Here is a 25,179-nt window from a genome sequence, read left to right as displayed (position 1 = left end):
TCGAGACCTTCTACACGAAGAACATCTTGCTGAACGAAGGCATCCGGGCCTGGCTGGCGCCGCAAGACCAGCCGCATCAGAAGTTTGTATTCCCCGAAGAGGTACTGCCACGTGGTAACGCTCTCTAGTAGTAGCAATAGTTATATCGCTGGGCGCGATCAGCAGTCTACCGGGTTCGCCTGGTGGGCGGGTAACGCCCGACTCATCGACCTCTCAGGTAAGCTGCTGGGGGCGCATGTCGCCCACGCTGGCCTGATCGTCCTCTGGACGGGTGCGATGACCCTGTTTGAGGTGTCGCACTTTGTTCCAGAAAAGCCCCTTTACGAGCAGGGTTTCATCCTGCTGCCTCACTTGGCGACGCTGGGCTGGGGCGTAGGTCCCGGTGGTGAAGTGGTCAACACCTTCCCCTATTTTGTCGTAGGGGTACTGCACCTGATTTCTTCTGCAGTGCTCGGCCTGGGCGGTGTCTATCACGCCGTTCGCGGACCGGAAACCCTGGAGCAGGGTTCCAGCTTCTTCAGCCAGGACTGGAAAGATAAGAACCAGATGACCAACATCATCGGCTACCACCTGATCCTGCTGGGTCTAGGGGCGCTGCTGCTGGTGTTCAAAGCCTGCTTCTTTGGCGGCGTCTATGACTCTTGGGCACCCGGTGGTGGAGATGTTCGCATCATCACCAATCCAACGCTCGATCCGTCCGTCATTTTTGGCTATCTGGTTCAGTCACCTTTTGGCGGAAAAGGCTGGATTGTTGGCGTTGACAATATGGAAGATATCATCGGCGGCCATATCTGGATCGGCCTGATCTGCATTTCCGGTGGCGTTTTTCACATCTTGACGAAGCCCTTTAGCTGGGCTCGGCGAGCCCTGGTCTGGTCGGGTGAGGCCTACCTCTCCTACAGTCTGGGTGCGGTCTCGCTGATGGCCTTCATCGCGGCAATGTTCGTCTGGTTTAACAACACCGCCTACCCCAGTGAGTTCTACGGCCCAACCAACGCAGAAGCCTCCCAGGCTCAGGCCCTGACCTTCCTGGTACGCGACCAGCGCCTGGGGGCCAATATTGGTTCAGCTCAGGGTCCAACCGGTCTGGGTAAATACCTGATGCGATCGCCCACGGGTGAGATCATCTTTGGGGGTGAGACCATGCGCTTCTGGGACTTCGAAGGTCCCTGGCTGGCGCCGCTGCGCGGTACCAATGGCCTCGACCTGGATAAGCTGAAGAATGACATTCAGCCCTGGCAGGTGCGCCGCGCCGCTGAGTACATGACCCACGCGCCGAACGCGTCCCTCAATTCGGTGGGCGGCATTATTACCGAAATCAACTCGGTAAACTTTGTTAATCCCCGTCAGTGGTTGGCGACTTCTCACTTTGTACTGGCCTTCTTCTTCCTCGTCGGGCACCTTTGGCACGCGGGCCGCGCCCGGGCTGCCGTCGGTGGTTTCGAGAAGGGAATCAACCGTGAGACTGAGCCGGTCCTGTCGATGCCTGACCTCGACTAGGCTGATCTACTTGGTCTAACCCTTTAAGCTTACCCCCGCCATCAAGCGGGGGGTTTTTCGTTTTGTCAGCTTTTCCTGAAGCCGCGATCGCAGTAATATCATCATTAGGCAAGACCTGGTTCAAACCATGCTAATTTTCCGCCAATGGATAGGGATAGCTGCTGCTGTGGTAGCCGCGATCGCGCTATTCTTTACCCCCGTTAACCCGGCTCAGGCCACTAGCTTCGACCGTCAAAACCTGCGTCAGCAGGACTTCTCCGGTCAGGACCTGCGGGAGAACGACTACACCCGCTCTGACCTAGCCGAAGCTAACCTCAGCCATACCAATCTCCAGGGCGTCCGGCTGTTCGACGCGACCCTGACTAAGGCCAACTTAGAGGGGGCTGACCTGCGCGGGGCAACCCTCGACGGGGCTCGTCTGATCCGGGCTAACCTCAAGGATGCCAACCTGGCTGGAGCCTATGCCTTCAATGCGGACTTTCGCCTGGCGGAAGTTGAGGGAGCCGACTTCACCGACGTGATGATGGACCCCAAAATGAACGACCTGCTCTGTGAAACCGCAGCCGGGACGAATTCTATGTCTGGCCGGGAGACGCGGGAGACACTGCTGTGTCCGTAGGGCATTTGGCGGCTGAAAACGCTATAGATAGCCATGCTCGGCGAGAAAACCCATGGACACATTGGTAATGGGCGTACTGCCGTTCTGCGCCGAGTTAGGCCCCAGCCGGACAAATTTTTCCACATATTTCCCCAGTACATCGCCCTCCAGATTGACCCGGTCGCCCGGCTGGAGATATTGCAGATTGGTATCGGCATAGGTCACTGGAATGACGGCGGCCTTAAACCAGTCGCCAGCGGCACTACAGTCGGCGACCGTGAGGCTGATACCGTTAACGGCGATGCTGCCTTTGGAAACGATATAGCGAGCGACTGAGGAATTGGCAGTAAAGCTAATTTCCCAGGCGTTCTCCGTCCGGCTGGCGGCTTCGAGCTGGCCGATGCCGTCTACGTGGCCGGTGACAAAATGGCCGCCGATTTTGCTGCCAACGCGCAGGGAAGCTTCCAGATTGACGATGCCCTGATCGAGCACCTTGCCTAGGGTGGAGCGCTTCAGCGTTTCGGGCGAGGCGGAGGCGATAAAGCCCTGGGCCAGAATCGTCTCGACGGTGAGGCAGACGCCATCGACGGCGATGCTGTCCCCCAGGGCCAAATCCTGAAGGATCGGCGGGGCTGAGCAGGTGACCTTGAGCTGGTCACTGCCGAGGTGCTGAAGCTGGCCTAGGGCCTGGACAAGTCCGGTAAACAAATCCCGCCTACACTTTTAAGATATTTAACAAAATCTCATCTTCAGGGGCTGCCAAACGTTCAAAATAAAGGGATACTGGTATGAACGGATAGGCTTACATAATTACTTTAATAAAGATTTTTGGTAAAAACACTCGATTTTTGCGAGATCCCCTTTAGCCTAAATAGTACAGCCCTATAGTACAGTCCTTTTTCGTCCCGTCTGGGCTAGACGGTGATATCTGTCCCTGTTCCAGTAAGCTGCCTGGTTGCTGCTGGTGCGTTTGCCAACACCAGGCGTGAGCGAGCCTCAGACCGGCCGGTCTGTTAATCTATCCATCATCTAGCGGAGTCAAAAGGCTAAATCATGATCGAAATGAAAGTCGCTGGTATCGCCCTAGATGCGGGTTCCCGAAACCCGGTGATCTTACTGCGGGATGTGGCTGACCGGCGGGCGCTACCCATTTTTATCTCCCACGACCAAGCCCGCTCCATCGTCGGCGCACTCGAAAATGAAACGGCCATCCGACCGATGACCCACGACCTATTTGCCAATCTGATCGACGAATGGGATATGGTACTGCGACGGGTCATTATCCATTCCCTTAAGGACAATACCTTCTACGCGGTGATGACGCTGGCCCAGGGGGAGAAAACCAAGGAGCTAGACGCCCGCCCCAGCGACGCAATCTCAATTGCGCTACGGCTGAATGCGCCGATCTGGGTGATGGAAGAGGTAATTGCCGACGCCTCGATTCCGGTCGATCGTGAGGCCGATGAAGCGGAGAAGCAGGCATTCCACAACTTTTTGTCCAAGATCAGCCCGTCCGATTTTGCCCAGCGCGGCAAGTCCTTCAGTAACGACTAGCGCTGCCCGCCGCTGCCGTCATGCGCTACCGTCGCTTTGGCAAAACCCAGCTGAATCTATCAGTATTTTCCCTGGGCACCATGCGCTTTGCGTCAGCTCAGGTGGCCCATCAGGTTTTGTCTGCCGCGATCGCGCAGGGCATCAACCACATCGAGACAGCGCGGAGCTACGGTCAGAGCGAGACATGGATCGGGCAGGCGCTAAAGGCTGGGGTAGGGGTAGCGCGATCTCAGCTTGTCCTCACCAGCAAAGTTGCTCCTAATCCCGACGAGGCCGCCGTCGAACGCCAGCTGGAGGAGTCCCTAACCCGACTCGGCGTTGACTGTTTAGACTGTGTCGCCGTCCACGGGCTGAATACTCCTCAGCATCTGGACTGGGTGCTTGCTTCCCAGGGAACATTGGCCGTACTGAGACGGGCTCAGGCCGACGGCAGGGTGCGGCATATTGGTTTTTCAACCCACGGACCGCTAGCGGTGATAGAGGGCGCGATCGCGTCCGATGCCTTTGCCTTCGTTAACCTGCACTACAGCTACTTTTTTCAGCGCAATGTGGTAGCGGTAGCCCAGGCCGCAGCGCGGGATATAGGTATTTTTATTATTTCCCCGGCGGACAAAGGCGGCCTGCTCTATACGCCACCCGACCGACTTAAGGCACTCTGCGCACCCTACGACCCGCTGCTGCTCACCTACCGCTGGCTGCTTAGCGATCCGCGAATAACGACGCTAAGCCTTGGCCCGGCTGTCCCCGAAGAGCTGGACTGGCCCCTGCAGGTGGCTGATTCTACCGACCCGCTGACGCCGGATGAGCAAGCCGCGTTTGCGCGATTGGCCCAACAGCAAGCAGAGCAATTGGGAACCGACCGCTGTAGCCAGTGCTATCAATGCCTGCCCTGCCCCGAGGAGATCCATATTCCAGAAGTGCTGCGGCTGCGAAACCTGGCCGTTGCCTATGGGATGAGCGACTTTGGCGAGTATCGCTACCGCATGTTTGAGCAGGCCGGTCACTGGTTTCCCGGTCGCCGGGGCGATCGCTGTACGGACTGCGGTGACTGCCTGCCGCGCTGCCCAGAGCAGCTGGATATTCCAACCCTGCTGAGAGATACCCATGAGCGATTGAAAGGCCCCGCCCGCCGCCGCCTTTGGGACTAAGGCACTCGCTTAGGTTAGGGATCTTCCAAAATCCGATTAAGGTCTCGCATTCCAGGCAAAATTCGTAGGACTTCCAGCTGTGCTGCTTTGACCCGATAGACCACGACGTATTGGGTTCTACCAATCTTTGGAGTAACCAGTTCTTTGGTTCCAAACACCCGGCCCGCTTTACCTATGTTCGGCATCGCCGCCAATCTCTGAATGATTTTCTTCAGTCGAATGGCAACCTGGCGAGCAGCTTCCGGATTGTCCTGGGCAATGTAAGCCCGAATACTGTTCAGGTCAGTAATGGCCTGAGATAGGAAAACTAGGCGCATGGAGCTGGCTGCTCGTCATCAGTACCCCAGGAGTCCAACCAGGCTTCAACCGCCTCGCCTTCAATCCATTTGGCTTCTGGGCTATCGGCCAGCGCAACGGCAGCCTCAATGCTTTCAATCTGCCAAGCTTCTTGCTCAACATACTGGGCAATCGCCTCAGCAGCAAGCCAAGACTTGCTGCGCTGAGTACTTGAAGCCAGGGCATCCAGTTTGGCTTTGAGTTCTGAAGTGAGCCTGACGGTGACAATTTCGCTTTGGGACATTACTTCAACTTGTCAATATGAACTTGTTTAGTCCATAGTATACGATGTATACATTCGGATACATCTATTAATTGACGGCCATTGACAAAATTTAAGAATTCCGTTACCCAAGCTATCCCAGTCGGCTAAGTTAACTTAGGTAAAGTATGGATAGTATTTTTTTATGCTTGCCTTAAGTATCTCTATAGCCCCATGAATCCTTTATTCTCAGAGTGTTACCGTATTAGTTAAGTTAGTTAAATTCGAAGGCTCTTAAGTTTATGGTTGCAGTTTCACCCGAGCAGCGCTTTGAGCAAGGCTCAGAAAGCAGATCAGAAAGCCCGGCAGAGGAGCGCGTCGCTGTTTTGCTGATGGGGTATGGCGAAGTTGAGAAATATGAAGATTTTGCTAGCTACAATGAACAAGCATTAAATTTACTCACGGCGAAGTTTGCGCCCGTGCCGACCTGGGTATACCCGCCGCTGGCTAAGCTACTGGCAGTTTTCGACCTGCACGAATGGAGTCACCAGCACGGTCAGTTTATCTCGCCTCACAACGCCATCTTTGAGCAGCAGCGGGCTGGGATTGAGTCCTGCCTTCAGGAAAAATGGGGCGAGCGGGTTAAAGTCTTCAAGGCGTTTAACTTTTGTGCGCCTCACCTGCCGGAGCAGGTGCTGGCCGAAGTCAAGGCCCAGGGGTTTGACAAGCTGCTAATCTATCCGCTGCTGGTGGTCGATTCGATTTTTACCAGCGGCATTGCGGTGGAGCAGGTGAACCAGGCGCTGGCGCAGCTGGCTGATGGGACAGAGCACTGGCTCAAGGGAACTCGCTATATTCCCTCATTCTTTGACCGGACGGCATACATCGATCTGCTGACTCAGCTAGTCGAAGACAAAATTAAAGAAGATTTAGCCGTCGCCCATCTACCTTCCCAAACTGGGATTGTGTTGATGAATCACGGCTGTCCGCACAAGGCTAAGGGCTTTACATCCGGCATCGACGAAAGCCAGAAGCTCTACGATGCCGTCCGCGAGCGGCTGATCTATAAGTATCCGCTGATCTCGATTGGCTGGCTGAATCACGACACGCCGCTGATTGAGTGGACGCAGCCCAACGTGACGCTGGCTGCGAAGAACCTGATTGACCTGGGCGCAACCGCTCTCGTCTTTATGCCGATTGGCTTTGCGACAGAAAATCATGAGACCCTGCTCGATGTCGATCACATTATCGGCAGCCTGCGCCGTTGGCGTCCCGACGTCACCTACGTGCGAATGGCCTGTGTTAACGACCAGCCGGAGTTTTTACAAATGGCGGCTGACTGGGCTGACCCGCTAATTGCCGACCTGCTAGAGGCCGAAGCGGTGAGCGTCAATCCGAAGCTGACGGCGACGGGGAGCTATGCCCATGCTCACCATGCTCACGGTCACAGCCACGGCGAGCATAATCATCACCACTAGCCGCTTCTTGATAGGCTAAAGAAGGCTCTGAAACTATTTTGACGCATCCATGGATGGCTCAAGACAGTTTCACAGCCTCCTTAAAACTGACAATTTTACGAGCTCCCTCACCCTAGCCCTCTCCCAAGCTGGGAGAGGGTACTAGAGTTCGTGCATAGATGATCTGCCTGACGTTCAGCTACCGGTGGATTTCGCAGAATTTCATGGTAGATATGCTCTAGCCGCACCGGTTCCCGAGCGATTGAGGTCAGGAGAATGCCTGCAAAGCAGCCGATGATGTCTTTTAGCTCCATTACCTCAGGCAGCCAGAATGCCAAATCCTCGCCGTACCGCCGATGGGGAAACCCGAGGGTCTGAGCCCGCGCGATCGCAGATTCTTCTTCCGCTGTTTTAATAACAATTATTTCCTGAGCGGCGATGCGCTGCCTGAGCTGGGGCAGGCTGCCCTCCGCCAGCAGGCGGCCATGTTTGAGAATCCCCAGCCGATCGCAGAGCCGCTCGGCTTCATCGAGCAGATGCGTAGTTAGCAGAATGGTCATCCCCTGCGCCTGGAGCTGCCGGATCAGCCGCCACATTGCGGTGCGCGCGTCTATGTCTAAACCGGCGGTAGGCTCGTCTAGAATCAGCAGCTTGGGGTGATGGACTAGCGCGATCGCCATACTTAGCCGCCGCTGCATCCCGCCGCTCAGCGTTTCAGCTGGGCTTTTCAGGCGATTGGCTAAGCCAACGGCCTTCAGGCAGGCAGGGATACGCTCCTGCCGCTGCCGTTTGGAAAGCCCGTAGAGGCGGGCGAAAAAGCTGAGGTTTTCTTCGCAGGTGAGGCTGCCGTATAGCAGATTTTCCTGAGGCACTAGGGCAATTAAGGATTGGGTTGCCTCTGAGTGCGGCTGATCGTAAAGGGTAATGCTGCCGCTGTCGGTTTGGAGTAGATGGCAGAGGATATTGATGGTAGTGGTTTTGCCTGCGCCGTTTGAACCTAGCAAGCCATAGATCTCGCCCGCTGCGATGCTCAGGTTTAAATTTTGCAGGACGGGATTTGGCCCATAGGACTTACAAAGATTCCGAATTTGCAGCACTAGCGGCTCCTTTCGCTGATCAGCATCTGGCGATAGGCCAGCCAGCCAGCCGCTGGCATTACCCCGGCAAGAATGACCAAAACCCAGAGATGAGAGGCCATTTCAGCGAATGATTCTCCCTGGACTGAAATCTCGAAAAGGGCCTCGATCATATGGTAAATCGGATTGAATCGAGCAATCTGCCGAAGCGTATCGGGAAAAAACTCGATTGGCACCAGCGCCCCGCTCAGTAATAAGAGTGGCACACCCAGCGCCGCGACTAGGGCGTTGACGTCCTCAGTCCGACGCGCCAGCGTCGCCCCAATGCAAAAACCCGTGCCGACATAGACCATTATGCTCAAGACAATGATCAGTAGGCAGATCCCCATAGAACCTTGAAACTCGGCTCCGGCAGCAGCCGCCAGCGCATAGATTAGGAGCGTCTGTCCCAGGCCAATCAAGGCATAGGCTAGAAATACTCCCAGAAAGTAGGTCGTGCCCCGCAGAGAAGAGACCAGTAGTCGCTTGAGCGTGCGCTGTTCGCGTTCCGCGACTAGGGTGGCGATACTGCCGCCCAGACAGCTGAAAAACAGAGCCGTGCCGACCAGGCAGGGCGGCACCGACTGGCTGAAGGCTGCAGCAGTCGAAACCTCAGACGGCTTGGCTAAAATTAGCCCATTGACCATCAGGATCGAAGCAGGGAAAATCATCCAGCAGACTAGGCTGACCTGGCGCCGCCACAGCTCTAGGAGGATGCGCTGGGCAATCGCGATCGCGCCCTGCCAATCTCTCAAAAGCCGCTTTTTTGACTGCGCTAGGGATGACATAAAGGCCGTAAACAGGAGTCAATAGGCGCGAGGCCCAATAAATAGCCAGTAGGGCTAGGCAAATCGTCTAGTAGAGCCGATACTGCGCACCAATTCTAGCACTGTAATATAATTTCACAATCATACCACCGTTGGCTGCCGTCTAATCTGATCGCTTTTGGGAATCCAATGGCCTGTCTGCACGCAGAGCGCATAGACGGAGTCACAGAAATGACCGCAACGGTCAGTTAAGTGAAAGGACATAGGGGCTAGAGAGGATTCGTCAAGATGACATATGAGACTAGACCTGATAACAAAAGTCAGCATGTTACGGCAGTCATTTCGCATTTGGTGAAGCCCGAGCGACAGCAGGATTACGAACAGTGGCTGCACGATGTTTCCGCAGTCGCCCAGCAGTTCGAAGGCCATTCCGGGGTTAGCTTTGTTCGGCCTCAAGATCCGGCCTATCCTGAGTATGCGATTCTGCTCAAGTTTGACGAGTACAAAAACCTGAAACAGTGGATGGATTCTCCCGTCCGCCAGCGCTGGATTGAAAAGGCCCAACCGCTCGTTCAGAAGGGTCAGGATGTCCAGATTCTGACCGGATTCGAAACCTGGTTTACGCTGCCCGGAAAACTGGTTAAACATCCTCCAAAGCGTTACAAGATGGCGATTTTGACAGCTCTATCGGTGTTGATCGTCGCTCAGCTTTTGGGATACTTGCTTGGCCCGCTATTGCAGCCGCTCCCGCCACTGCTTCGCGCCCTAATCTTGACGACCCTTACCGTTTTTCTGCTGACTTATGTGGTCATGCCCCGCGTAACGCGCTTGTTTTATCGATGGCTGTATCCCAAGCTCTCAGGTCAACCGTAGTTTATCAAGGAGATAAGACTTATGGCTAGAGTAGACACCTCGCATTCAGTCCACCCAAGCATTTCTCAGACTATCAGCAGCTTGCCCCATTGAGCAAAGTAGCAAAATGTCTAGACCATATAGTGATATCGACAGGAAATAATCGTTATGTATTCATCATCCACCGCATAGACGAGTCGATTTGTTTCGTCGATTCGTCGCGACCAAAGGCCAGCCAGATTTGCCCTCAGCGGTTCTGGCTGGCCAACACCCTCAAACGGAAGTCGAAGGGTTGCCTCAATTAGTTTGTTAACTCGCTTTAACGTTTTCTTATCCTGTCTTTGCCAGTATAGATAGTTACTCCAGGCTTCCTCTGTCCAAGCTAGCTTTCTAGTCATCTAGTAAATTATGCTCTACCATTTTTCCCTGTTTATACTGGGCAATAGATCGCTCTAGATGGGCAGCATTTGCAGGCGACTTGAGCAGATGAACCGTCTCTAGCAAACTCTCAAACAGTTCTAACGACATCACGATGGCATCCTCTGTATCCCGTCTAGTGATAATGGTATAGTCAGCATCTTCTACCACCCGGTCTAAAACCGACTTGAGGTTGTTTCTCGCTTCGCTAAAGGTCACGATTTTCATAGCCTTGCACTTGTGCTTTTTATTGTACAAATATAGCAGTCCATACTTTGTTTAGCAGCCCCGAAGATCATCATGAACGAGCTAGATACCCAAAACGCTTCTGTTCCAGCGGCGGCCTGGCCACTGCTGCCCCTGGACGAATGGCAGGACACTTACGCCACGCTGCACCTGTGGACTCAGATCGTTGGCAAGATTCGTCTGGTGCAGACGCCCTGGATTAATCACTCCTGGCATGTGCCGCTATATTTGACAGCTCGTGGGCTGACCACCTCACCTATTGCCTATGAAACCCAGGTTTTCCAGATTAACTTTGACTTTATCGACCACCAGCTCTTGATTCAGACTCGTGACGGACGCTCTAGCGCGATCGCGCTTCGCCCCCAGACAGTCGCCGAGTTTTATCAAACTGTGATGGACCGCCTAAAGGCGCTAGGGATTGCCATCACCATCAATACCCGACCTAATGAAATACCCGAGCCGATCCCCTTTGAGCAAGACGAAACCCACAGCGCCTATGATCCTGACTATGCCAACCGCTGCTGGCGGATATTGCTTCAGTCAGACCGGGTGTTCAAAATCTTTCGCTCACATTTTAAGGGTAAATCCAGTCCCGTCCATTTTTTCTGGGGCAGCTTTGACCTGGCGGTGACCCGCTTTTCCGGCCGCCCCGCCCCAGAGCATCCCGGCGGAGTGCCCAATCTGCCCGATGATGTGGCTCGCGAAGCCTACTCCGATGAAGTCAGCAGCTGCGGATTCTGGCCGGGGGCCGGGCTATCCTACCCCGCGTTTTATTCCTATGCCTATCCCGAACCTGAAGGCTTCAAAACGGCCTCAGTTCAACCGGAGGCTGCGTTTTACAGCTCTGACATAGGCGAGTTTATTCTACCCTACGAGGCCGTTCGCACCGCTGATTCTCCAGACGAAATGCTTTTAACCTTTTTGCAAAGCACCTACGAGGCCACTGCCAGCTTAGGCGGGTGGGCTCAGTCGGCGCTGAAGCAAACCGCTTTTAAGTCGTGAGCTGGTAGCCAGGCTGGATCCCTTTAGTCAATGATATTGTCCTGCCGATTATATCTCTAACAACAAACCCATTCGTAAATTCTATGGCCTGCCAACACCTGACCGATCTCACCTCGGACAACCTGATCCCAAAAGCAAACTATCCCGTCTTTCGCTGCGAAGAATGCGTTCGAATCAGCGGGCGCTGGGTGCATCTTCGCATCTGTCAAACCTGCGGCAAGATGCTGTGCTGCGACTCGTCAGAGCATCAGCACGCCCGTCGTCACCACGAGGAAACAGGCCATCCGGTATCAGTTCGGCTGAGCTAGGCGAGCAGTGGCTATGGTGTTTTCTCGACCAGCAACAGAAAAGCTATTAAAGACTGTTCTCGACAGTATCCATTGACTAATAACCGGACAATTCCATAGCTGATTGTGGTGACCTATCATGGCAGACTTCATTCAACATATTATTAAGCCCCATATCCAAGATTTAGGCGGGTTTCAGGCCCGCCGTCTGCTGCCCTCAGACGTTCTCACCTGGGTGGGTCCGTTTATCTTTTTTGACCATCTTGGGCCTGCGGTATTTCCGCCTGGGAAGGGTGTGGATGTCAGACCCCATCCTCATATCAACCTGGCAACCGTGACCTACCTGTTTGAAGGTGTTTTAATGCACTGCGATAGCGTCGGCAGCATCCAGGCGATTCGTCCCGGTGCCGTGAACTGGATGACCGCTGGCAGAGGGATTGTCCATTCCGAACGCACCCCTGACCATGAGCGCAGTATTGAAACAACGCTCCACGGAATCCAAACCTGGGTCGCGCTGCCCGATGAGCACGAAGAGACCGACCCCTGGTTCCGGCATCACTCTGCCGCCGAGCCGCCTACTTGGAAAGAGGACGACGTTTCCTTCACGCTGATTGCGGGTGAAGCCTATGGGCGTGTTTCTCCAGTACAGACTTTTTCGCCGATGATTTATTTGGATGTGCGACTGGCTGCGGGGGCACAGTTCACGCTGCCGGGTAACTATAGCGAGCAGGCTGTCTACAGCGTGACGGAAGGGCTAAAAATTAATCATGTTTCGCTGGAGCAATACCGGCTAGCCGTACTAACTTCTGGCACATCAGTCCAAATCTCTGCTAAGCAGGATGCTCGCTGTATCGTTGTTGGGGGTGAGCCTGTTGGGAAACGAGAAAAGTGGTGGAACTTTGTTTCTAGCCGTCGCGATCGCATTGAGCAGGCCAAGCAGGATTGGCAAGCGGGCCGGTTTGAGCAGGTCCCCCAGGAAACAGAGTTTATTCCCCTACCTCAGGAGATTACTACCCATAAGGAACAGCCGTTGTAGAACATCTGGTAGGCACCGTTGGGCAAAAAGGAATTCAAAAGATCGGCATCGTTAAACCTCTATCAGCAACTCCGATGGCAGATTTAGTCCTAAAAACAGCTCGAAAAGCGTTTGATTTATTTGCTGAGGGTTGGGCAACCGGAAATTTTGAACCCTATATCGCCCTGCTCGCAGACGAAATGACCTTTTGGTTCCCCACCGGTGCGCACCGGGGTAAGTTCGAGGGCGCTACTGGGCGGCAAAAGATGATTGCAAAATGTCAGGATCACGTCGCAGCCGGGGATCGGCTGACGCTCCATCCGCCTCAGCACATACTCACTGATGGGGACTCGGTGATGTTTGAGTTTGAGGCAGACGGTCTCTACGCTGACGAGCCTTACAAGGGGCACAACGCGATCGCGTTTGAGGTCAAAGCTGACAAAATCGTTGGCTTTCGGGAGTACTTTGGCGATCTAGGCGCTTGATTGAAGTATCGCCTCGCTTCTTAATTCAGCAGCACCACACTACTGAAGGATGCCCAGTGCATAGACACAGTAGAGGTGGATTGCTGCGCCTACTGCTTCTCTACCGGCGAAATCGTGGCAGATGCTGTTTGGGCTGAGCCGGCTGCCTGAGGCTGCGAGGCTCGCACAGCGCGGAACATGCCAAAGCGGCAGAGTCCTGTGCCGAAGGCCAGCCGCATCAGCAGTAGGGTAGGAACTTCTCGCAGCGACTTGATCAGGCCCGAGGGGCCAAACTTGACCAATCCTTCCGGCCGAGCAATTCCCTGCCAGATTGAATCTAGCCAGGAAGGTAGGGTTTCCGCAGTCCAGTCGGCGGTATCGACCTGGCCCTTGACCAGACCCGTCGCCTCCAGCAGTTCAGCAAAGCCTTCGATGCTAGAGAAGGCTGGGTGAGACCACTGGTCGAGCAGCTGCTGCATCACCGGGCGCTCCCAAAAATTGAGCGGCTTTTGGCGGTCATCGCGCTGATTCCAGTCGGCCATCACCATCACGCCACCCGGCTTGACCACTCGCATCAGCTCCTTAGCAAACACGGCCTTGTCGGGCATATGCGGCCCGGCTTCAATCGACCAGACCACATCAAAGCTGGCGTCTGGGAATGAAAGGGCCATCGCATCATCCACCTGGAACTGAGCATCAAGGCCCTGGGGCGTTAGCTGCCTAGCCCGCTCAACCTGCTGAGGGCTAATGGTCACGCCGGTGACGGCAAACCCGTAGTCACGGGCCAGAATACGGCTGCTGCCGCCAATCCCGCAGCCCACATCGAGGACGGTTGTACCGGCGGGTAATTTATCCAAACCGCCCCAGCGCAGCATTTCATGCACAAAGTCAGACTTAGCCTTGAGAAAATCCTTGTGCTGGGGCGGCGAACCATAGTGGCCCAGATGAATATGCTCGCCCCAGTAAAATTCCAGGATGCCGTCTTCGGTCCACTGGTCGTAGGAGTTGGCAACCGAGTCAGCAGACTGATAGCGGCGAGCTGTAATGAGATAGAGGACAATGCTTAGGGCAGCTAAGAAGAGCAGACTAAGGGTTATAGATAAAAAATCCATCGATAAAAACTCTTTTTAGGATTTGGTTTATTCAGGGTTGTAGAGCCTTTTCTTAAAATTTTCCATTTGTTCCCTGGCTTGAGAGAAAACTCGTTGATGTTACGGCTAATACACTTCATCATGTGTTCCAATATCGAGTAAGACGATGACTTCGCGATTTGTTTCAGTATCTTTCCTAATTGAGAACACAATGCGGCAATCATAGCCACAAGAACAGGACTGAAGACCTTTAAGCTTGCCGCTCAACCTGTGAGTGCCTAGGCTGGAAGCAAAAACATCGATTTCCATTTGCCGTAGCGTGTATTCGATGCGCTGCTGAAGCTCGATATTACGTCTCACAAATTTACGAAATGCTCGTTTGAACTTTGGTGTGAGAACCAGCGATCTCATATTTCTGGCTCGTCTAAAAACTGACGTAATTCTGCAATGACATCTTCGGCAGATTGAGCCTGAAAATGACCCGCATCGAAATTTGATAGAGCTGTTTGAGCATCTTCAGCTATTTCTGATCGACGACTTTCATAATGGCGTTTTTGCAGAATTTTAATCAATATTGCCTGTTGCTCTTGGGGCAGCTTTAGGGCAGTTTCTAGAACCTGGTCGAGGGTACTCACGAAATTAGGATAAGCTCCGGAATCAATAGCAGCTTACAGGGTTGGACTAATTCTAACGCTTGTCCTCGGCTTCTACAGAAATTAGGCGCATCTCAGAGTTGAGATGCGCCGGTTGAGAACGGCTCTAGGGCTGAACTAAACGAGCGCTAAACGCTCAAGCCGTTAGACCATGGCGGGCTGCTTTTCCATCTCGGGGCTGTATTCGCCCTTGTGAGCAGCGCTGTTGCACTTGGCCCGGTGGGCGAGCAGGGCCTGGGATTTCTCCACATTGGATTGCTTGCCCTGCCAGTTATCCAGCGCCGGGCCTTGGATGGCTCGGGCGTAGGAGAAGGTGACCTCCCAGGGAATCATATCGCCGTACTTAACGTTCATCGCGTTCAGATGGGCTGAGGCGGACTGTTCGTCCTGACCGCCGGAGAGAAAGGCAACGCCGGTGACAGCGGCGGGGACGTTGTTCATCAGACAGCGCATGGTCATGTCCGCGACCTGGTCAACGCTGGCCTGCTGGGAGCAGCCTTTACCCGGCAGCACCATATTGGGCTTGAGAATCATCTGGTCGAATTCGACGCCCTGGGTAGCGAGCTGGTCGAAGACGGTGCGCAGGGTTTCAGAGGTGACCTCATAGCAGCGCTCGATCGTGTGGTCGCCGTCCATCATCACTTCGGGCTCGACGATGGGCACCAGACCGCCTTCTTGACAGAGAGCAGCATAGCGAGCTAGGGCATGGGCGTTGGCTTCGATACAGGCTCGGGAGGGAATGCCGTCGCCAATGGTGATCACGGCTCGCCATTTCGCAAAGCGGGCACCCATTTGGTAATATTCGGCGATGCGATCGCGCAGTCCGTCCAGCCCCTCCGTCACTTTCTCATTGGGGTGACCGGCCAGATCTTTTGCTCCCGTATCGACCTTGATGCCGGGAATCATGCCCTTTTGCTGAAGCGCCTCCCGAAACAGCTGGCCGTCCGCCGTAGACTGACGAATGGTCTCGTCGTATAGAATCGCGCCGCTAATTGAGTCGCCGAGTTCTGGGGTGGTGATAATCAGCTCGCGATACTGCCGCCGCTTTTCTTCAGTTTGCTCGGCCCCAACGCTGGCCAGGCGCTTGTTGCAGGTGCCGTTACTTTCATCCATGGCTAGAATGCCCTTACCGGGGGCGACCATGGCTTTGGCGGTTTTTCTCAGTTCGTCGGCGTACTTATTCATTATTGGTTTATCTCCCAATCGATCATCAAAGCTTTAAAGGCTTAAGTTTAAGATAAAATTTATCTTAAACTTAAGCCTTTTGCAAAAGCAAAAATATTAATCGCGTGCGGCCTTGTACAGGCTGCTACAGGCTGCTGGTCTCAGCGACCCGGCACGGGCTTTTACAAGTTACTCCATCTAATATTTACTATCTTTTCAAGCAGATATCTTCCCTCTAGTGGATGATATATAAAATTATCTTGTGAAAGTTTTTTGAATATTTCTATTTAGATTGGGCGGCTGGCTAGAGAAATGGGTGGCCAATCTCACTTCTCGATCAGGAAGCTCTAAAATGAGCGATGGGAGATTAAGTTTGATAATGCCAGAGCTAGCCCAATGCTAAATATTCCCTATGTCTCTCAAGAGAAGGTAAGCACCCGCTTGGGGCAGATGACCTACTATCAGCCCGTCTTGCCGGGCGGTTTGGCGGCGGCAGACAGTCGTGAAACCCTGCTCTTTTTCCATGGGTTTGGCGGCGGTTCGTCGGCCTTTGAGTGGTCCAAGGTATTTCCCGCCTTTGCCAGCGACTACCGGGTGATCGCGCCCGACCTGATTGGCTGGGGCCAGTCGGCTCACCTGGAACGCAATTATAAAGTAGAGGACTACCTCACCAGCATTCCAGAATTTATTGAGCTGACCTGCACTGAGCCGGTGACCGCGATCGCGTCTTCTCTCACCGCCGCCTTTCTGATCCGGATTGCGGCGGCGCAACCGCAGCTGTTCCGGCGGCTAATATTGGTCGCCCCCGCCGGGCTGTCAGACTTTGGCGAAGACTACAGCCGCACCCCGTTTGCGCAGGTTGTCAGCACGCCCGTCCTCGATCGGCTGCTGTACGGCGGCGCGATCGCCTCGCGCCTGGGCATCTATGGATTTCTGCAAAACCGCCAGTTTGCCGACGCCAGTCGAATTTCAGACGATATCGTCGATGCCTACCTGGCCTCGGCCCAGCAGCCCCACGCCGAATATACGGCCCTGTCCTTCGTTCGCGGCGATCTCTGCTTTGACCTGGCCGACTACATCGAACCGCTGACCACGCCGACGGCTATCCTCTGGGGCGAAAAGTCGCAGTTCACCAGCCCTGAGATTGGTCGCCGCCTGGCCAGCAAAAATCCCGAGGCGATTAAAGCCTTCGAGGTGATTCACGGCACCGGCCTGACGCCGCAGCTGGAGCTGCCAGCGGTGACCACCGGGCTAATCCGGCAGTTCCTATCAACTTTATAGAATTTATAGAACCGATGACGTCTGATTCCCAATCTGCCAGCGCGCAGCCTTCCGACTCGACAGAGTCGATCTTGCTCGGAGCCGGGCTGATCACGCTGGGATTTCTGGCGAATACGCTCCAGAGCGCCTTTGGTAAAGCGGCCCAGCAGGTGATCGGGGCGGGGCAGTTTATCTGGCTGGCGATGGCGATCGCGCTGGGCCTGCTGCTGCCGGTTCTAGTTTGGCGACGCGGTCGAGACCTGCGAACTGAGGTGCTGCCCTACTACCTGCTGCGAGCCGTCTTTGGCCTGGGTGGCTTCTACCTGTTTGTATCGGCGGCCAAGCTGGGCAGCCTGGTCAACGCCAATGTGTTGCTGAACACGACACCGATCTTTATTCCGCTAATCGCCGGGTTTATCCTGGGCGAGCGGATTTCGCCGGGGCTGTGGGGCGCGATCGCGATTGGCTTTATCGGCCTGCTGCTGATTGTCCAGCCCGGTGGCGAGCTGCTGCAAGAGCCCGCTAACCTGCTAGCGCTGGGGGCCGGGCTGTCGGCGGCGATTGAATTTCTGACCGTGCGCTGGCTCAACCGTAGCGAGTCGCCCCTGAGTCAGGTGGCCTACTATTTGCTGATTGGCACGGTGCTGACAATGCCGCTGGCGCTGGTGCAGTGGCAGCCGCCCGATTGGCGCACCTGGGGGCTGGTAGCGGGGACCGCGATCGCGTTTCTAGCCTTTCAGTTTTTGCTGGTGCGGGCCTACCGCTATGCCAAGCCGCATCAGATCGGCGTCTTCCAATATACCTCGGTGATCTTTTCGGCGGCGATCGGCTGGGTCTGGTTTGACGAAGTGCCGGGCTGGGTAGCGGCGATTGGCATGGTTTTAATCACCGTTGGGGGAGCGATTTCCATCTATCTAGAGCGGCGGCCCGATTCTAAATCCGCTGAGGAAACGCCCGAGAAAACCGTTGGGGAAACCGCCGAAACGGCTCCGGTCTGACCTGCTGACTCCCAGGCCAAAATGCTAGGGTAAATAAATACTCTTCAGCCCCTTTTGCCATGACTTCAAACGGCTCTAGCGATAACACCCCTGCTGAGAATCCGATTCAGCGTTTGCAGAAAGTTCGCGGTATGCTGCTGCATTTGCACAAGGCGCTGCTAGAGTCGGAGCGAATTGTCTATGAGCAGACCCATGGACGGATTGCCAATCGAGGCGAGTTCTTTCGGCTGGTGATTGGCCACGAAGACTTTAGCTGGCTGCGCCCGATCTCTCAATTTATTGTTCAAATAGACGAACTGCTAGACGAGAAAGACGCGATCGCGCCCGACAGCGCCGCCATCCTACTGGAAAAAGCGCGGCTGATGCTCAAGCCCAACGAACATGCTTCGACTCCCCTGGGCGAGCATTACTTTTATGCGATTCAGCGCGATCCCAATATTGCTCTGCTCCATGCTGAGATTTCCCAGGTACTGCGACAGCGGCCCCAATAGCTGCGCCAGTTTCGAACGACTTGCGGCTAGAAAACAAATCGGTACACTAGTCGTTATTTACAGTTTCTCCCATTGGCAGCAGCTTCGTCTGTAACGTTTACTCACTCCGGCTATCGCGATCGATTCTCGGCAAGCTAACACCATGAAAGTCCTACACGGCACTTGGATTCCTGACGAAGTGGGATTTGAGCAGACAGGCGCTTTTTACCTTTGGGTGGAAACGTCCGAAGTTGAGCAGCGGTCGGGTAGCGATCGCCATCCCTACCATCTCGACCAGAAAGCGCTGGCTAAATTTTTAATCGAGCCGCTGAAGTTTTCGACTAACCTCAACTATCGTCCCGAGCGCAACATTGAACCGCGCTCCTTTCTGCTGCCGACGGTAGCGGGGCAACCGCTACCGTCGCTGGAGCTGAGTCGATATCTGGAAACCGAGCTGCCCCGTCAGTTTAGCCGGCAGTACTGGCAGATCGACTGCTATCGAATTGGGGTGCAATATCCCGCCGGGACCAAATTTCGCAATACCGCAAGCCATTTCATCGTGCGGCTGAAAGATCTCCACTATCTGGCCCAGCAAGAGCTCAGCGAGGTGCAGCTGGGGGCTGACCTGCTGTTCTGGTATCGCTTTACCCAGGCGTTTAAGCAGGTCATTCTGCGAGACCAGTACATTCCCGCCCTGCGCTATCGAGACCTGAGTCCTGGGCCAGCATCAGGCGCTCAGTTTGAAATTTATCCCAGCTGGGAAATCATCAGCGACGCCTACGAAGACACCATTCGCCGCTACGCTGAGTCGATGCCGCTAATCTGTGCCTCGGGGTTTGCCGAAGCGCGATCGCGGCCCCAGCACTACGATCGTGAAACCCTGCTGCGCCACTGTTCAGAAGTGGTGCTGTCGGCCCTGGTGCAGCAGACGCCCCTGCCCCAGGCTTTTACCAGCAAAATCAACGATTCGCTGCTCCAGTCCTGCCTGGAGGCCAACGGTCGCTGGCGCTCGGCGGCGGGGCTGGCCCGCTACCAGCAGTGGCTGGGCTGGCGCGATCGCATTCGCCGCCCCCTCAGCGACGACGCTACCTTTACGCTGTGCTTTCAGCTCCAGGAGCCACCGCCTGGCCCGGAGCCAGACCTAGAGCCGCATGGGGCTGATCCCGACTGGCGGCTGATTTTTCTGCTGTCGCCGAAAGCCTATCCTTCGGTACGTATCCCCCTGGCCGACTACTGGACGCTGGAACCCTTTCAGCAGCGGGCGCTGAAGCTCACCCTGGGCGAAAGTTTTGAGTCTGACCTGCTGCTGCACCTGGGCCATGCGGCACGAATCTATCCGCGCTTTTGGGAAGGGTTAGACACTGACCGGCCCAAGGGAATTGAGCTGGAGCTGGATGCCGCCTTTGAATTTCTCAAAGAGGCGGCCTGGGTGCTCGAAGACGCGGGCTACAAGGTGATTGTCCCAGCCTGGTGGACGCCGCAGGGACGCCGCCGGGCCAAGCTGCGGCTGAATGCCAGCAGCACCGCTAGTGACGACAACACCAAGGGCTACTTTGGCCTGGCGACGCTGGTGGAATACCAGTATGAGCTGTCCCTAGGCGGCGAGTCGGTCAGCCCGCAGGAGTGGGAACGGCTGGTGGCGACGAAGGAGCCGCTGGTGCAGTTTCGCGGCCAGTGGATGGAGATTGACCGCGATCGCATGCAGGAGCTGCTGAACTTCTGGCAGCGACACAAGTCCGACCATCCCACCCAGTCGCTGCTGGAGTTTATGCAGACAACGGCCCAGGGCGACAGCGGCTTTGAGGTGGAGGTCAGCTACGACCGTACCCTCTCGGAGATGATGACTAAGCTCAACGACAAGAGCCAGCTGCGGCCCGTAGCCGACCCGGCTCGCTTCCAGGGCCGCCTGCGGGAGTACCAAAAGCGCGGTTTGGCCTGGCTTCAGTACCTGGAGCAGCTGGGGCTGAACGGCTGCCTGGCCGACGACATGGGGCTGGGCAAAACCGTGCAGGTCATCGCCCGGCTGGTACAGGAGGCGACGGCGGCGGAGGCGGCTGGCCTGCAGCGACCGCCGACGCTGCTGATTGCCCCAACTTCGGTGCTGGGCAACTGGCTCAAGGAGCTGGAAAAGTTTTCGCCGCAGCTGCGGGTGGCGATGCACCACGGCAGCGATCGCGCTAAGACCATCGACGACTTTCAGGCCCACTGCCAGGCCCACGACGTGGTGATTACCTCCTTTGCCCTGGCCCGCCGCGATGCCAAGCTGCTCGACAGCGTGGACTGGCTGCGGATTGTGCTAGACGAGGCGCAGAATATCAAAAATCCCCAGGCGGCTCAGACCAAGGCCATCCTGAAGCTCTCTGCACCCCACCGATTGGCCCTGACCGGGACGCCGGTGGAAAATCGGCTGCTCGACCTCTGGTCCATTTTTAACTTTCTCAACCCGGGCTACCTGGGCAAAGAAACCCAGTTCCGCCAAAATTTTGAAATTCCGATTCAAAAAAACAACGATACCGACCGCTCGGTGCTGCTCAAAAAGCTGGTTGAGCCCTTCATCCTGCGGCGAGTGAAGACAGACCAGGCGATTATTAAAGACCTGCCCGAAAAGGTTGAGCAAAAGCTCTACTGCTCCCTGACTAAGGAGCAGGCCTCGCTCTACGCGGCGACGGTGCGCGACGTCGAGCGGCAGCTGCAGCTGGCATCGGGGATGCAGCGGCGGGGGCTAATTCTGTCCACGCTCATGAAGCTGAAGCAGATTTGCAACCACCCGGCCCAGTTTCTGCACGACGGCAGCCCCTTTACCCCGGCGCGATCGCACAAGCTCGGGCGGCTGGATGAGATGGCGGCGGAGGTGATTGAAGAGGGCGACAGCCTGCTGGTGTTTACCCAGTTTCGCGAAATCGGCGCGGCGCTGGAAAAGCATCTGCGCCACCAGCGCTACAATCTCTACTACCTCCATGGCGGCACCAGCCGCAAAAAGCGCGAAGAGATGATCGCCGAGTTCCAGCGGCCCAATACCGAACCCTCGGTCTTTATCCTGTCGCTGAAGGCGGGCGGCGTTGGGATTACTCTGACGAAGGCAAATCATGTCTTTCACTTCGACCGCTGGTGGAATCCGGCGGTGGAGGATCAGGCCAGCGATCGCGCCTTCCGCATCGGCCAGAAGAAAACCGTCTTCGTCCACAAGTTCGTCGCCCTCGGCACCCTAGAGGAGCGGATTGACCAGATGATCGAAGATAAGAAAAAGCTGGCCGGGGCCGTCGTCGGCTCCGATGAATCCTGGCTGACGGAGCTGGATAACGAATCGTTTAAGCAGCTAATCGCGCTGAATCAGAGCGCCATGATGGAATAATGGCTCAGATTGATCAGACCTGGTGGGGCCAGCGCTTTCTGCAAACCCTAGAGCACTATACCGACAGCGGTCGGCTCAGCCGGGGCCGCTCCTACAGCGGCAGCAAAATCAAGACCTTTGAAATCGACCGAGAATGCGTCGTGGCCCAGGTGCGGGGCTCGGTCAATCCCTACTTTGGCGTTCACCAAGAGCCGCTGTATACGACGGTGCTAGCCTTTGAGCCGATTAGCCGGGACCAGTGGACAGACGCGATCGCGCGACTCGCCGCCAAAGCCAGCACCCTGTCCAAGCTGCTGCTGGGTGAAATCCCCGATGACATCGAAGACACCTTTGCCGCCCTAGACCTGCACCTGCTGCCCCACGGCAAAGACTTCCATTCGGAATGCACCTGCCCAGACACCAGCAACCCCTGCAAGCACGTCGCCGGAGTCTATTACCGGCTGGCCGATGAGCTCAACCGCGACCCGCTGCAGCTGTTTGAGCTGCGCGGTCTGTCCCGGCAGGACCTGCAAGCCGAGCTGGCCAAAACGCCCTTGGGCAAAGCCCTCTCCCAGGAGCTAGAGACGACTACGCCAGAGCCCCTGCCCGTCGCAGCGCTCTATACCCAGCCCCAGCCGGTCGAGGCCAGCCGAGTGACGCTCAAAACCTTTTGGCAGGGTGAGCGGCAGCTGCCGGCGATAGAAGCGTCCGAGCCGACGCCGGTGTCAGCCATTCTGATTAAAAAACAGGGCGACTATCCCCCCTTCTGGCAGCGAGAAAACTCCTTCGTCGAAGTAATGGAGGAATTCTACGAACGCGTCCGCTCCAAAAACCAAGACATTCTCAGCTGAGGCATTTTCTCCCCCACGCCATCACTCCCCTACTCCCCCACTCCATCACTCCATCACTCACCCAAACTTACTCCGCCCACAGCCGCAGCAGATTAGCCACGCTCTTAGAAATCAGGTCAAATTCGTCAGTCTTACCATGCTGGGCAAACAGCGATCGCCGGGCCGTATCGAGTTCAAATAGGAGCTCTCGCCTGTGCGAGTCGCGAATCAGACTCTGCGCCCAGCCCACCACAACCCAGCGATCGCCCCGTTCCACCGGATCGACCCGATGCAGCGTAGAAGCCGGATAGACTAGCATCGAGCGGGCCGGCAGCTTGTAGGCGCGCTCATCGTCAACGCCTTCAATCACCAGCTCGCCCCCCTCATAGTCTTCGGGCTCAGAGAGAAACAGCGTGAACGATACGTCAGAGCGGCAGTTCCCCCCCATGATTGGATTGCCCATTAGCGCATTGTCTGTATGGCGACCGTAGCCCATGCCGACGCCGTAGTGGCTCACTAGCAGCTTATGAACGGCACGGGGACGGACTGCCGTCTGAAACAGGGCATTGCGCTGGATAATTGACCTAACCTGGCCAACTAAAGCCTGACTGGTGGGATGCTGGCCGGACAGCTGCTGATTGTACTTGACCTGCTTCGTATGCCAGCCCGCCGTTACCTTGCCATCAGTCAGCTCGGCCTGAGCCAGCCGCTGTCGAATCTGTTCAAGTTCATCTATCGAAAGGAGGTTAGGGATTGTGAAGATCATAGGAAAAACTTATTGATATTAATCCTCATCTAGTGACCGGAGATTCTAGATTAAGACAGGGTAAAGGCAGCCTGAGAAATTCCTGAGTATTCGTTTAAAACCTGCTCATACAGGCGTTCCATGCTTTTGCTAAAGGGTTACAGCCAAGTTTAAATTTTCTAGCTTTGGGGCAGGTGATGGGGGTTTCTGGCGTTTATTGGGCAAAAGACTTTTTTATCAGAGGGCTACAAATTACCCTCAGCAGGCAGAATGTATAACCGAGACCATTCATCCCAATGGGTGAAAAATTAGGAGGATATAGATCATGCAATTGCGAATGAAGCCCGTGTCACTTTTTCTGGCGCTGGGTGTAGCTGCGACCGTAGTCGCCTGTGGTCCTGAAGAGCCCGCCGAAACCGAGGTAGAAACTCCCGAAACCGAGGAAGTCACGCCTGAAGAGCCTCTAGAGGAAGAACCCTTAGAAGAAGGCGGCGAAGGCGGCGAAGGGTAAGTTTTCCTGAGCTGTGCTATAGCATTGCAAAGCTGGTAGAGAAGGTAACCCTACCAGCTTTGCTTTATGCTCCTCAGCCGGCTGTCAGCGGCTATTTCCAGCCCGCCCGATCGACAATTTTGACCACCTCAGGGTTGTTGCGCCCATAGGACGATACGTTCACCTCATCGACCTTAAACTGGCCGAGCTCTGCCACAATCGGATCGACTTCGGCCCCCTCGACGACGGGATATTCGTTATTCCCTTCGGCAAAGGTTTTTTGAGCTTCGGGGCTGACCAAGAATTCTAGAAACTTCACCGCGTTTTCTTCGTGTGGGGCCGTCGCGACCACGCCTGCACCGCTGATGTTCACATGGGTGCCGCGACCGTCCTGATTGGGGAAAAAGATGGCCGTTTTATCAGTCACTTCTTGGTCAGTGGGGTCGTCCGATTTGGCCAGGCGCGCCCAGTAATAGTGGTTGACAACGGCTACATCGCAGAGCCCCGAGGCAACCGCCTTAATTTGGTCAGTATCGCCACCTTCGGGCGGTCGCGCCAGATTGTCTACGAGGCCCTTCGCCCATTCTTCGGTCGCTTCCACTCCATTCGTCTCGACCATAGAGCCGACTAACGACTGATTGTAAATATTGTTCGAGCTGCGGATACAAACTCGGCCCTTCCACTGCGGTTCGGCTAATGCTTCATAGGTCGATAGCTCTGACGGATCAACTTGGTTGGGGTTGTAGACCAGCACCCGCGCCCGTTTGGTCAGGCCAAACCATAGATTGTCTGGCTGCTGAAGGTTGTCAGGAACCCTTTCCTCCAGCACGGCTGAGTCTACAGGCTGGAAAATACCGGCTTCCTCCGCTCGCCACAGCCGTCCGGCGTCTACGGTGATAAAAACGTCAGCTGGGCTTTGCTCCCCTTCGCTGGTAATCCGCTCCAGCAGCTCGTCTGAGTCGCCCTCGATGACGTTGACCTCGATGCCGGTTTCGTCCGTAAATTCTTGATAGAGCTCGTCATCAATATCGTAGTGGCGAGCCGAATAGACGTTGACGACATTTTCGCCATTGCTATCGCCTGCCGCTTCCGGAGAAGCTTCCTCAGGTTGGCTACAGGCGGTTGCCAGCAGGGCCGTACTTAAAACTATGCCGGTAAAGCGGCGGCGGGTCCATTTCATAGTCATG

Annotated in this window: 29 protein-coding genes and 1 pseudogene; 17 read left to right on the top strand and 13 right to left on the bottom strand. The window is 55.5% G+C overall.

Annotated features, from left to right (window positions below; genetic code table 11):
• The 3 genes and pseudogenes from IQ241_RS19000 to IQ241_RS18990 all read left to right on the top strand — a co-directional run.
• Positions 1–128 (top strand): annotated as a pseudogene (locus IQ241_RS19000) (photosystem II D2 protein (photosystem q(a) protein)); the annotation flags it as partial.
• The gene (gene psbC / locus IQ241_RS18995; protein WP_193910235.1) at positions 112–1,500 is read left to right on the top strand and encodes a photosystem II reaction center protein CP43; all 1,389 of its coding nucleotides are present in this window, start codon (positions 112–114) and stop codon (positions 1,498–1,500) included. The pseudogene IQ241_RS19000 and the gene psbC, both read left to right, overlap by 17 nt.
• A gap of 127 nt (positions 1,501–1,627) precedes the next feature.
• Positions 1,628–2,119 carry a pentapeptide repeat-containing protein gene (locus IQ241_RS18990; protein ID WP_193910233.1) on the top strand — a complete coding sequence of 164 codons (492 nt, stop codon included), beginning with the start codon at positions 1,628–1,630 and terminating at the stop codon, positions 2,117–2,119.
• 21 nt (positions 2,120–2,140) lie between these two features.
• Here the strand turns inward: IQ241_RS18990 and ribE are convergent, their stop codons facing one another.
• The gene (gene ribE / locus IQ241_RS18985; RefSeq protein ID WP_193910231.1) at positions 2,141–2,806 is read right to left on the bottom strand and encodes a riboflavin synthase; all 666 of its coding nucleotides are present in this window, start codon (positions 2,804–2,806) and stop codon (positions 2,141–2,143) included.
• Between the two features lie 345 nt (positions 2,807–3,151).
• On the opposite strand from ribE, the gene IQ241_RS18980 reads away from it, so the two are divergent.
• Both IQ241_RS18980 and IQ241_RS18975 read left to right on the top strand, forming a co-directional pair.
• The gene (locus IQ241_RS18980) at positions 3,152–3,652 is read left to right on the top strand and encodes a bifunctional nuclease family protein (RefSeq protein WP_193910229.1); all 501 of its coding nucleotides are present in this window, start codon (positions 3,152–3,154) and stop codon (positions 3,650–3,652) included.
• 20 nt (positions 3,653–3,672) lie between these two features.
• Positions 3,673–4,800 (top strand): aldo/keto reductase, encoded by a 1,128-nt coding sequence (locus IQ241_RS18975; RefSeq protein ID WP_193910227.1) that lies wholly within the window; start codon positions 3,673–3,675, stop codon positions 4,798–4,800.
• Between the two features lie 14 nt (positions 4,801–4,814).
• Here IQ241_RS18975 and IQ241_RS18970 read toward each other — a convergent pair whose 3' ends face one another.
• Positions 4,815–5,117 (bottom strand): type II toxin-antitoxin system RelE/ParE family toxin, encoded by a 303-nt coding sequence (locus IQ241_RS18970; RefSeq protein WP_193910225.1) that lies wholly within the window; start codon positions 5,115–5,117, stop codon positions 4,815–4,817.
• A complete protein-coding gene (locus tag IQ241_RS18965) occupies positions 5,108–5,380 on the bottom strand; it encodes a CopG family ribbon-helix-helix protein (protein ID WP_193910223.1) in 273 nt (90 codons plus the stop codon). Before IQ241_RS18965 ends, IQ241_RS18970 begins: the two co-directional genes overlap by 10 nt.
• A 260-nt stretch (positions 5,381–5,640) precedes the next feature.
• Between IQ241_RS18965 and IQ241_RS18960 the strand changes: the two genes are divergently transcribed.
• Complete coding sequence (locus IQ241_RS18960) at positions 5,641–6,816, top strand: ferrochelatase (protein ID WP_193910221.1); 1,176 nt, start codon at positions 5,641–5,643, stop codon at positions 6,814–6,816.
• Between the two features lie 107 nt (positions 6,817–6,923).
• On the opposite strand, the gene IQ241_RS18955 is transcribed toward IQ241_RS18960, so the two are convergent.
• Together IQ241_RS18955 and IQ241_RS18950 are read right to left on the bottom strand one after the other, a co-directional pair.
• Positions 6,924–7,892: an ABC transporter ATP-binding protein gene (locus tag IQ241_RS18955; RefSeq protein ID WP_193910219.1), complete on the bottom strand. Its 969-nt coding sequence runs from the start codon at positions 7,890–7,892 to the stop codon at positions 6,924–6,926.
• The gene (locus IQ241_RS18950; RefSeq protein ID WP_193910241.1) at positions 7,892–8,665 is read right to left on the bottom strand and encodes an ABC transporter permease; all 774 of its coding nucleotides are present in this window, start codon (positions 8,663–8,665) and stop codon (positions 7,892–7,894) included. Before IQ241_RS18950 ends, IQ241_RS18955 begins: the two co-directional genes overlap by 1 nt.
• Positions 8,666–8,965: 300 nt before the next feature.
• On the opposite strand from IQ241_RS18950, the gene IQ241_RS18945 reads away from it, so the two are divergent.
• The gene (locus IQ241_RS18945) at positions 8,966–9,550 is read left to right on the top strand and encodes an antibiotic biosynthesis monooxygenase (protein ID WP_193910217.1); all 585 of its coding nucleotides are present in this window, start codon (positions 8,966–8,968) and stop codon (positions 9,548–9,550) included.
• 110 nt (positions 9,551–9,660) lie between these two features.
• On the opposite strand, the gene IQ241_RS18940 is transcribed toward IQ241_RS18945, so the two are convergent.
• Positions 9,661–9,927 (bottom strand): Txe/YoeB family addiction module toxin, encoded by a 267-nt coding sequence (locus IQ241_RS18940; RefSeq protein ID WP_193910215.1) that lies wholly within the window; start codon positions 9,925–9,927, stop codon positions 9,661–9,663.
• Complete coding sequence (locus IQ241_RS18935; protein WP_193910213.1) at positions 9,920–10,174, bottom strand: type II toxin-antitoxin system Phd/YefM family antitoxin; 255 nt, start codon at positions 10,172–10,174, stop codon at positions 9,920–9,922. Before IQ241_RS18935 ends, IQ241_RS18940 begins: the two co-directional genes overlap by 8 nt.
• Before the next feature lie 72 nt (positions 10,175–10,246).
• Here IQ241_RS18935 and IQ241_RS18930 point away from each other — a divergent pair, with 72 nt between their 5' ends.
• The 4 genes from IQ241_RS18930 to IQ241_RS18915 all read left to right on the top strand — a co-directional run bounded on the left by IQ241_RS18930 (position 10,247) and on the right by IQ241_RS18915 (position 12,981).
• Entirely contained in the window at positions 10,247–11,194 is a 948-nt protein-coding gene (locus IQ241_RS18930; RefSeq protein WP_193910211.1) for a DUF5996 family protein, read from the top strand.
• An 83-nt stretch (positions 11,195–11,277) separates the two neighbouring features.
• Positions 11,278–11,502 (top strand): UBP-type zinc finger domain-containing protein, encoded by a 225-nt coding sequence (locus IQ241_RS18925; protein WP_228021852.1) that lies wholly within the window; start codon positions 11,278–11,280, stop codon positions 11,500–11,502.
• A gap of 118 nt (positions 11,503–11,620) precedes the next feature.
• A complete protein-coding gene (locus IQ241_RS18920; protein WP_193910209.1) occupies positions 11,621–12,517 on the top strand; it encodes a pirin family protein in 897 nt (298 codons plus the stop codon).
• A 74-nt stretch (positions 12,518–12,591) separates the two neighbouring features.
• Positions 12,592–12,981: a nuclear transport factor 2 family protein gene (locus IQ241_RS18915; protein ID WP_193910206.1), complete on the top strand. Its 390-nt coding sequence runs from the start codon at positions 12,592–12,594 to the stop codon at positions 12,979–12,981.
• An 89-nt stretch (positions 12,982–13,070) separates the two neighbouring features.
• Here IQ241_RS18915 and IQ241_RS18910 read toward each other — a convergent pair whose 3' ends face one another.
• The 4 genes from IQ241_RS18910 to IQ241_RS18895 all read right to left on the bottom strand — a co-directional run bounded on the left by IQ241_RS18910 (position 13,071) and on the right by IQ241_RS18895 (position 15,889).
• The gene (locus IQ241_RS18910; protein ID WP_193910204.1) at positions 13,071–14,072 is read right to left on the bottom strand and encodes a methyltransferase domain-containing protein; all 1,002 of its coding nucleotides are present in this window, start codon (positions 14,070–14,072) and stop codon (positions 13,071–13,073) included.
• 105 nt (positions 14,073–14,177) lie between these two features.
• Entirely contained in the window at positions 14,178–14,462 is a 285-nt protein-coding gene (locus tag IQ241_RS18905) for a type II toxin-antitoxin system YafQ family toxin (RefSeq protein ID WP_193910202.1), read from the bottom strand.
• Positions 14,459–14,686, bottom strand: a complete 228-nt coding sequence (locus IQ241_RS18900; protein WP_193910200.1) for a hypothetical protein — start codon at positions 14,684–14,686, stop codon at positions 14,459–14,461. Before IQ241_RS18900 ends, IQ241_RS18905 begins: the two co-directional genes overlap by 4 nt.
• 162 nt (positions 14,687–14,848) lie before the next feature.
• On the bottom strand, positions 14,849–15,889 hold the full coding sequence (locus IQ241_RS18895; RefSeq protein WP_193910198.1) for a class I fructose-bisphosphate aldolase: 1,041 nt from the start codon (positions 15,887–15,889) through the stop codon (positions 14,849–14,851).
• 375 nt (positions 15,890–16,264) lie between these two features.
• On the opposite strand from IQ241_RS18895, the gene IQ241_RS18890 reads away from it, so the two are divergent.
• The 5 genes from IQ241_RS18890 to IQ241_RS18870 all read left to right on the top strand — a co-directional run bounded on the left by IQ241_RS18890 (position 16,265) and on the right by IQ241_RS18870 (position 22,778).
• Positions 16,265–17,149: an alpha/beta fold hydrolase gene (locus IQ241_RS18890; protein ID WP_193910196.1), complete on the top strand. Its 885-nt coding sequence runs from the start codon at positions 16,265–16,267 to the stop codon at positions 17,147–17,149.
• A gap of 14 nt (positions 17,150–17,163) precedes the next feature.
• On the top strand, positions 17,164–18,126 hold the full coding sequence (locus IQ241_RS18885; RefSeq protein ID WP_193910193.1) for a DMT family transporter: 963 nt from the start codon (positions 17,164–17,166) through the stop codon (positions 18,124–18,126).
• 59 nt (positions 18,127–18,185) lie between these two features.
• Positions 18,186–18,617, top strand: coding sequence for a hypothetical protein (locus tag IQ241_RS18880; protein WP_193910191.1), 432 nt, complete (start codon positions 18,186–18,188; stop codon positions 18,615–18,617).
• 142 nt (positions 18,618–18,759) lie between these two features.
• Positions 18,760–21,948, top strand: a complete 3,189-nt coding sequence (locus tag IQ241_RS18875; RefSeq protein ID WP_193910189.1) for a DEAD/DEAH box helicase — start codon at positions 18,760–18,762, stop codon at positions 21,946–21,948.
• On the top strand, positions 21,948–22,778 hold the full coding sequence (locus IQ241_RS18870; RefSeq protein WP_193910187.1) for an SWIM zinc finger family protein: 831 nt from the start codon (positions 21,948–21,950) through the stop codon (positions 22,776–22,778). The genes IQ241_RS18875 and IQ241_RS18870 overlap by 1 nt, the downstream gene beginning before the upstream one ends.
• A 67-nt stretch (positions 22,779–22,845) precedes the next feature.
• Here IQ241_RS18870 and IQ241_RS18865 read toward each other — a convergent pair whose 3' ends face one another.
• Complete coding sequence (locus IQ241_RS18865; RefSeq protein WP_193910184.1) at positions 22,846–23,523, bottom strand: Fe2+-dependent dioxygenase; 678 nt, start codon at positions 23,521–23,523, stop codon at positions 22,846–22,848.
• A gap of 304 nt (positions 23,524–23,827) precedes the next feature.
• Here IQ241_RS18865 and IQ241_RS18860 point away from each other — a divergent pair, with 304 nt between their 5' ends.
• Positions 23,828–24,013 (top strand): hypothetical protein, encoded by a 186-nt coding sequence (locus tag IQ241_RS18860; protein ID WP_193910182.1) that lies wholly within the window; start codon positions 23,828–23,830, stop codon positions 24,011–24,013.
• Positions 24,014–24,104: 91 nt separating this feature from the next.
• Here IQ241_RS18860 and IQ241_RS18855 read toward each other — a convergent pair whose 3' ends face one another.
• Positions 24,105–25,172, bottom strand: coding sequence for a Fe(3+) ABC transporter substrate-binding protein (locus tag IQ241_RS18855; RefSeq protein WP_193910239.1), 1,068 nt, complete (start codon positions 25,170–25,172; stop codon positions 24,105–24,107).
• Between the last annotated feature and the right edge of the window lie 7 nt (positions 25,173–25,179).

The sequence above is a fragment of the Vasconcelosia minhoensis LEGE 07310 genome, from assembly GCF_015207255.1.
Classification (GTDB): domain Bacteria; phylum Cyanobacteriota; class Cyanobacteriia; order Phormidesmidales; family Phormidesmidaceae; genus Vasconcelosia; species Vasconcelosia minhoensis.
The sequence above is the reverse complement of the archived record's forward strand: the minus strand, read 5'-3'. Positions and strand labels throughout refer to the sequence as shown.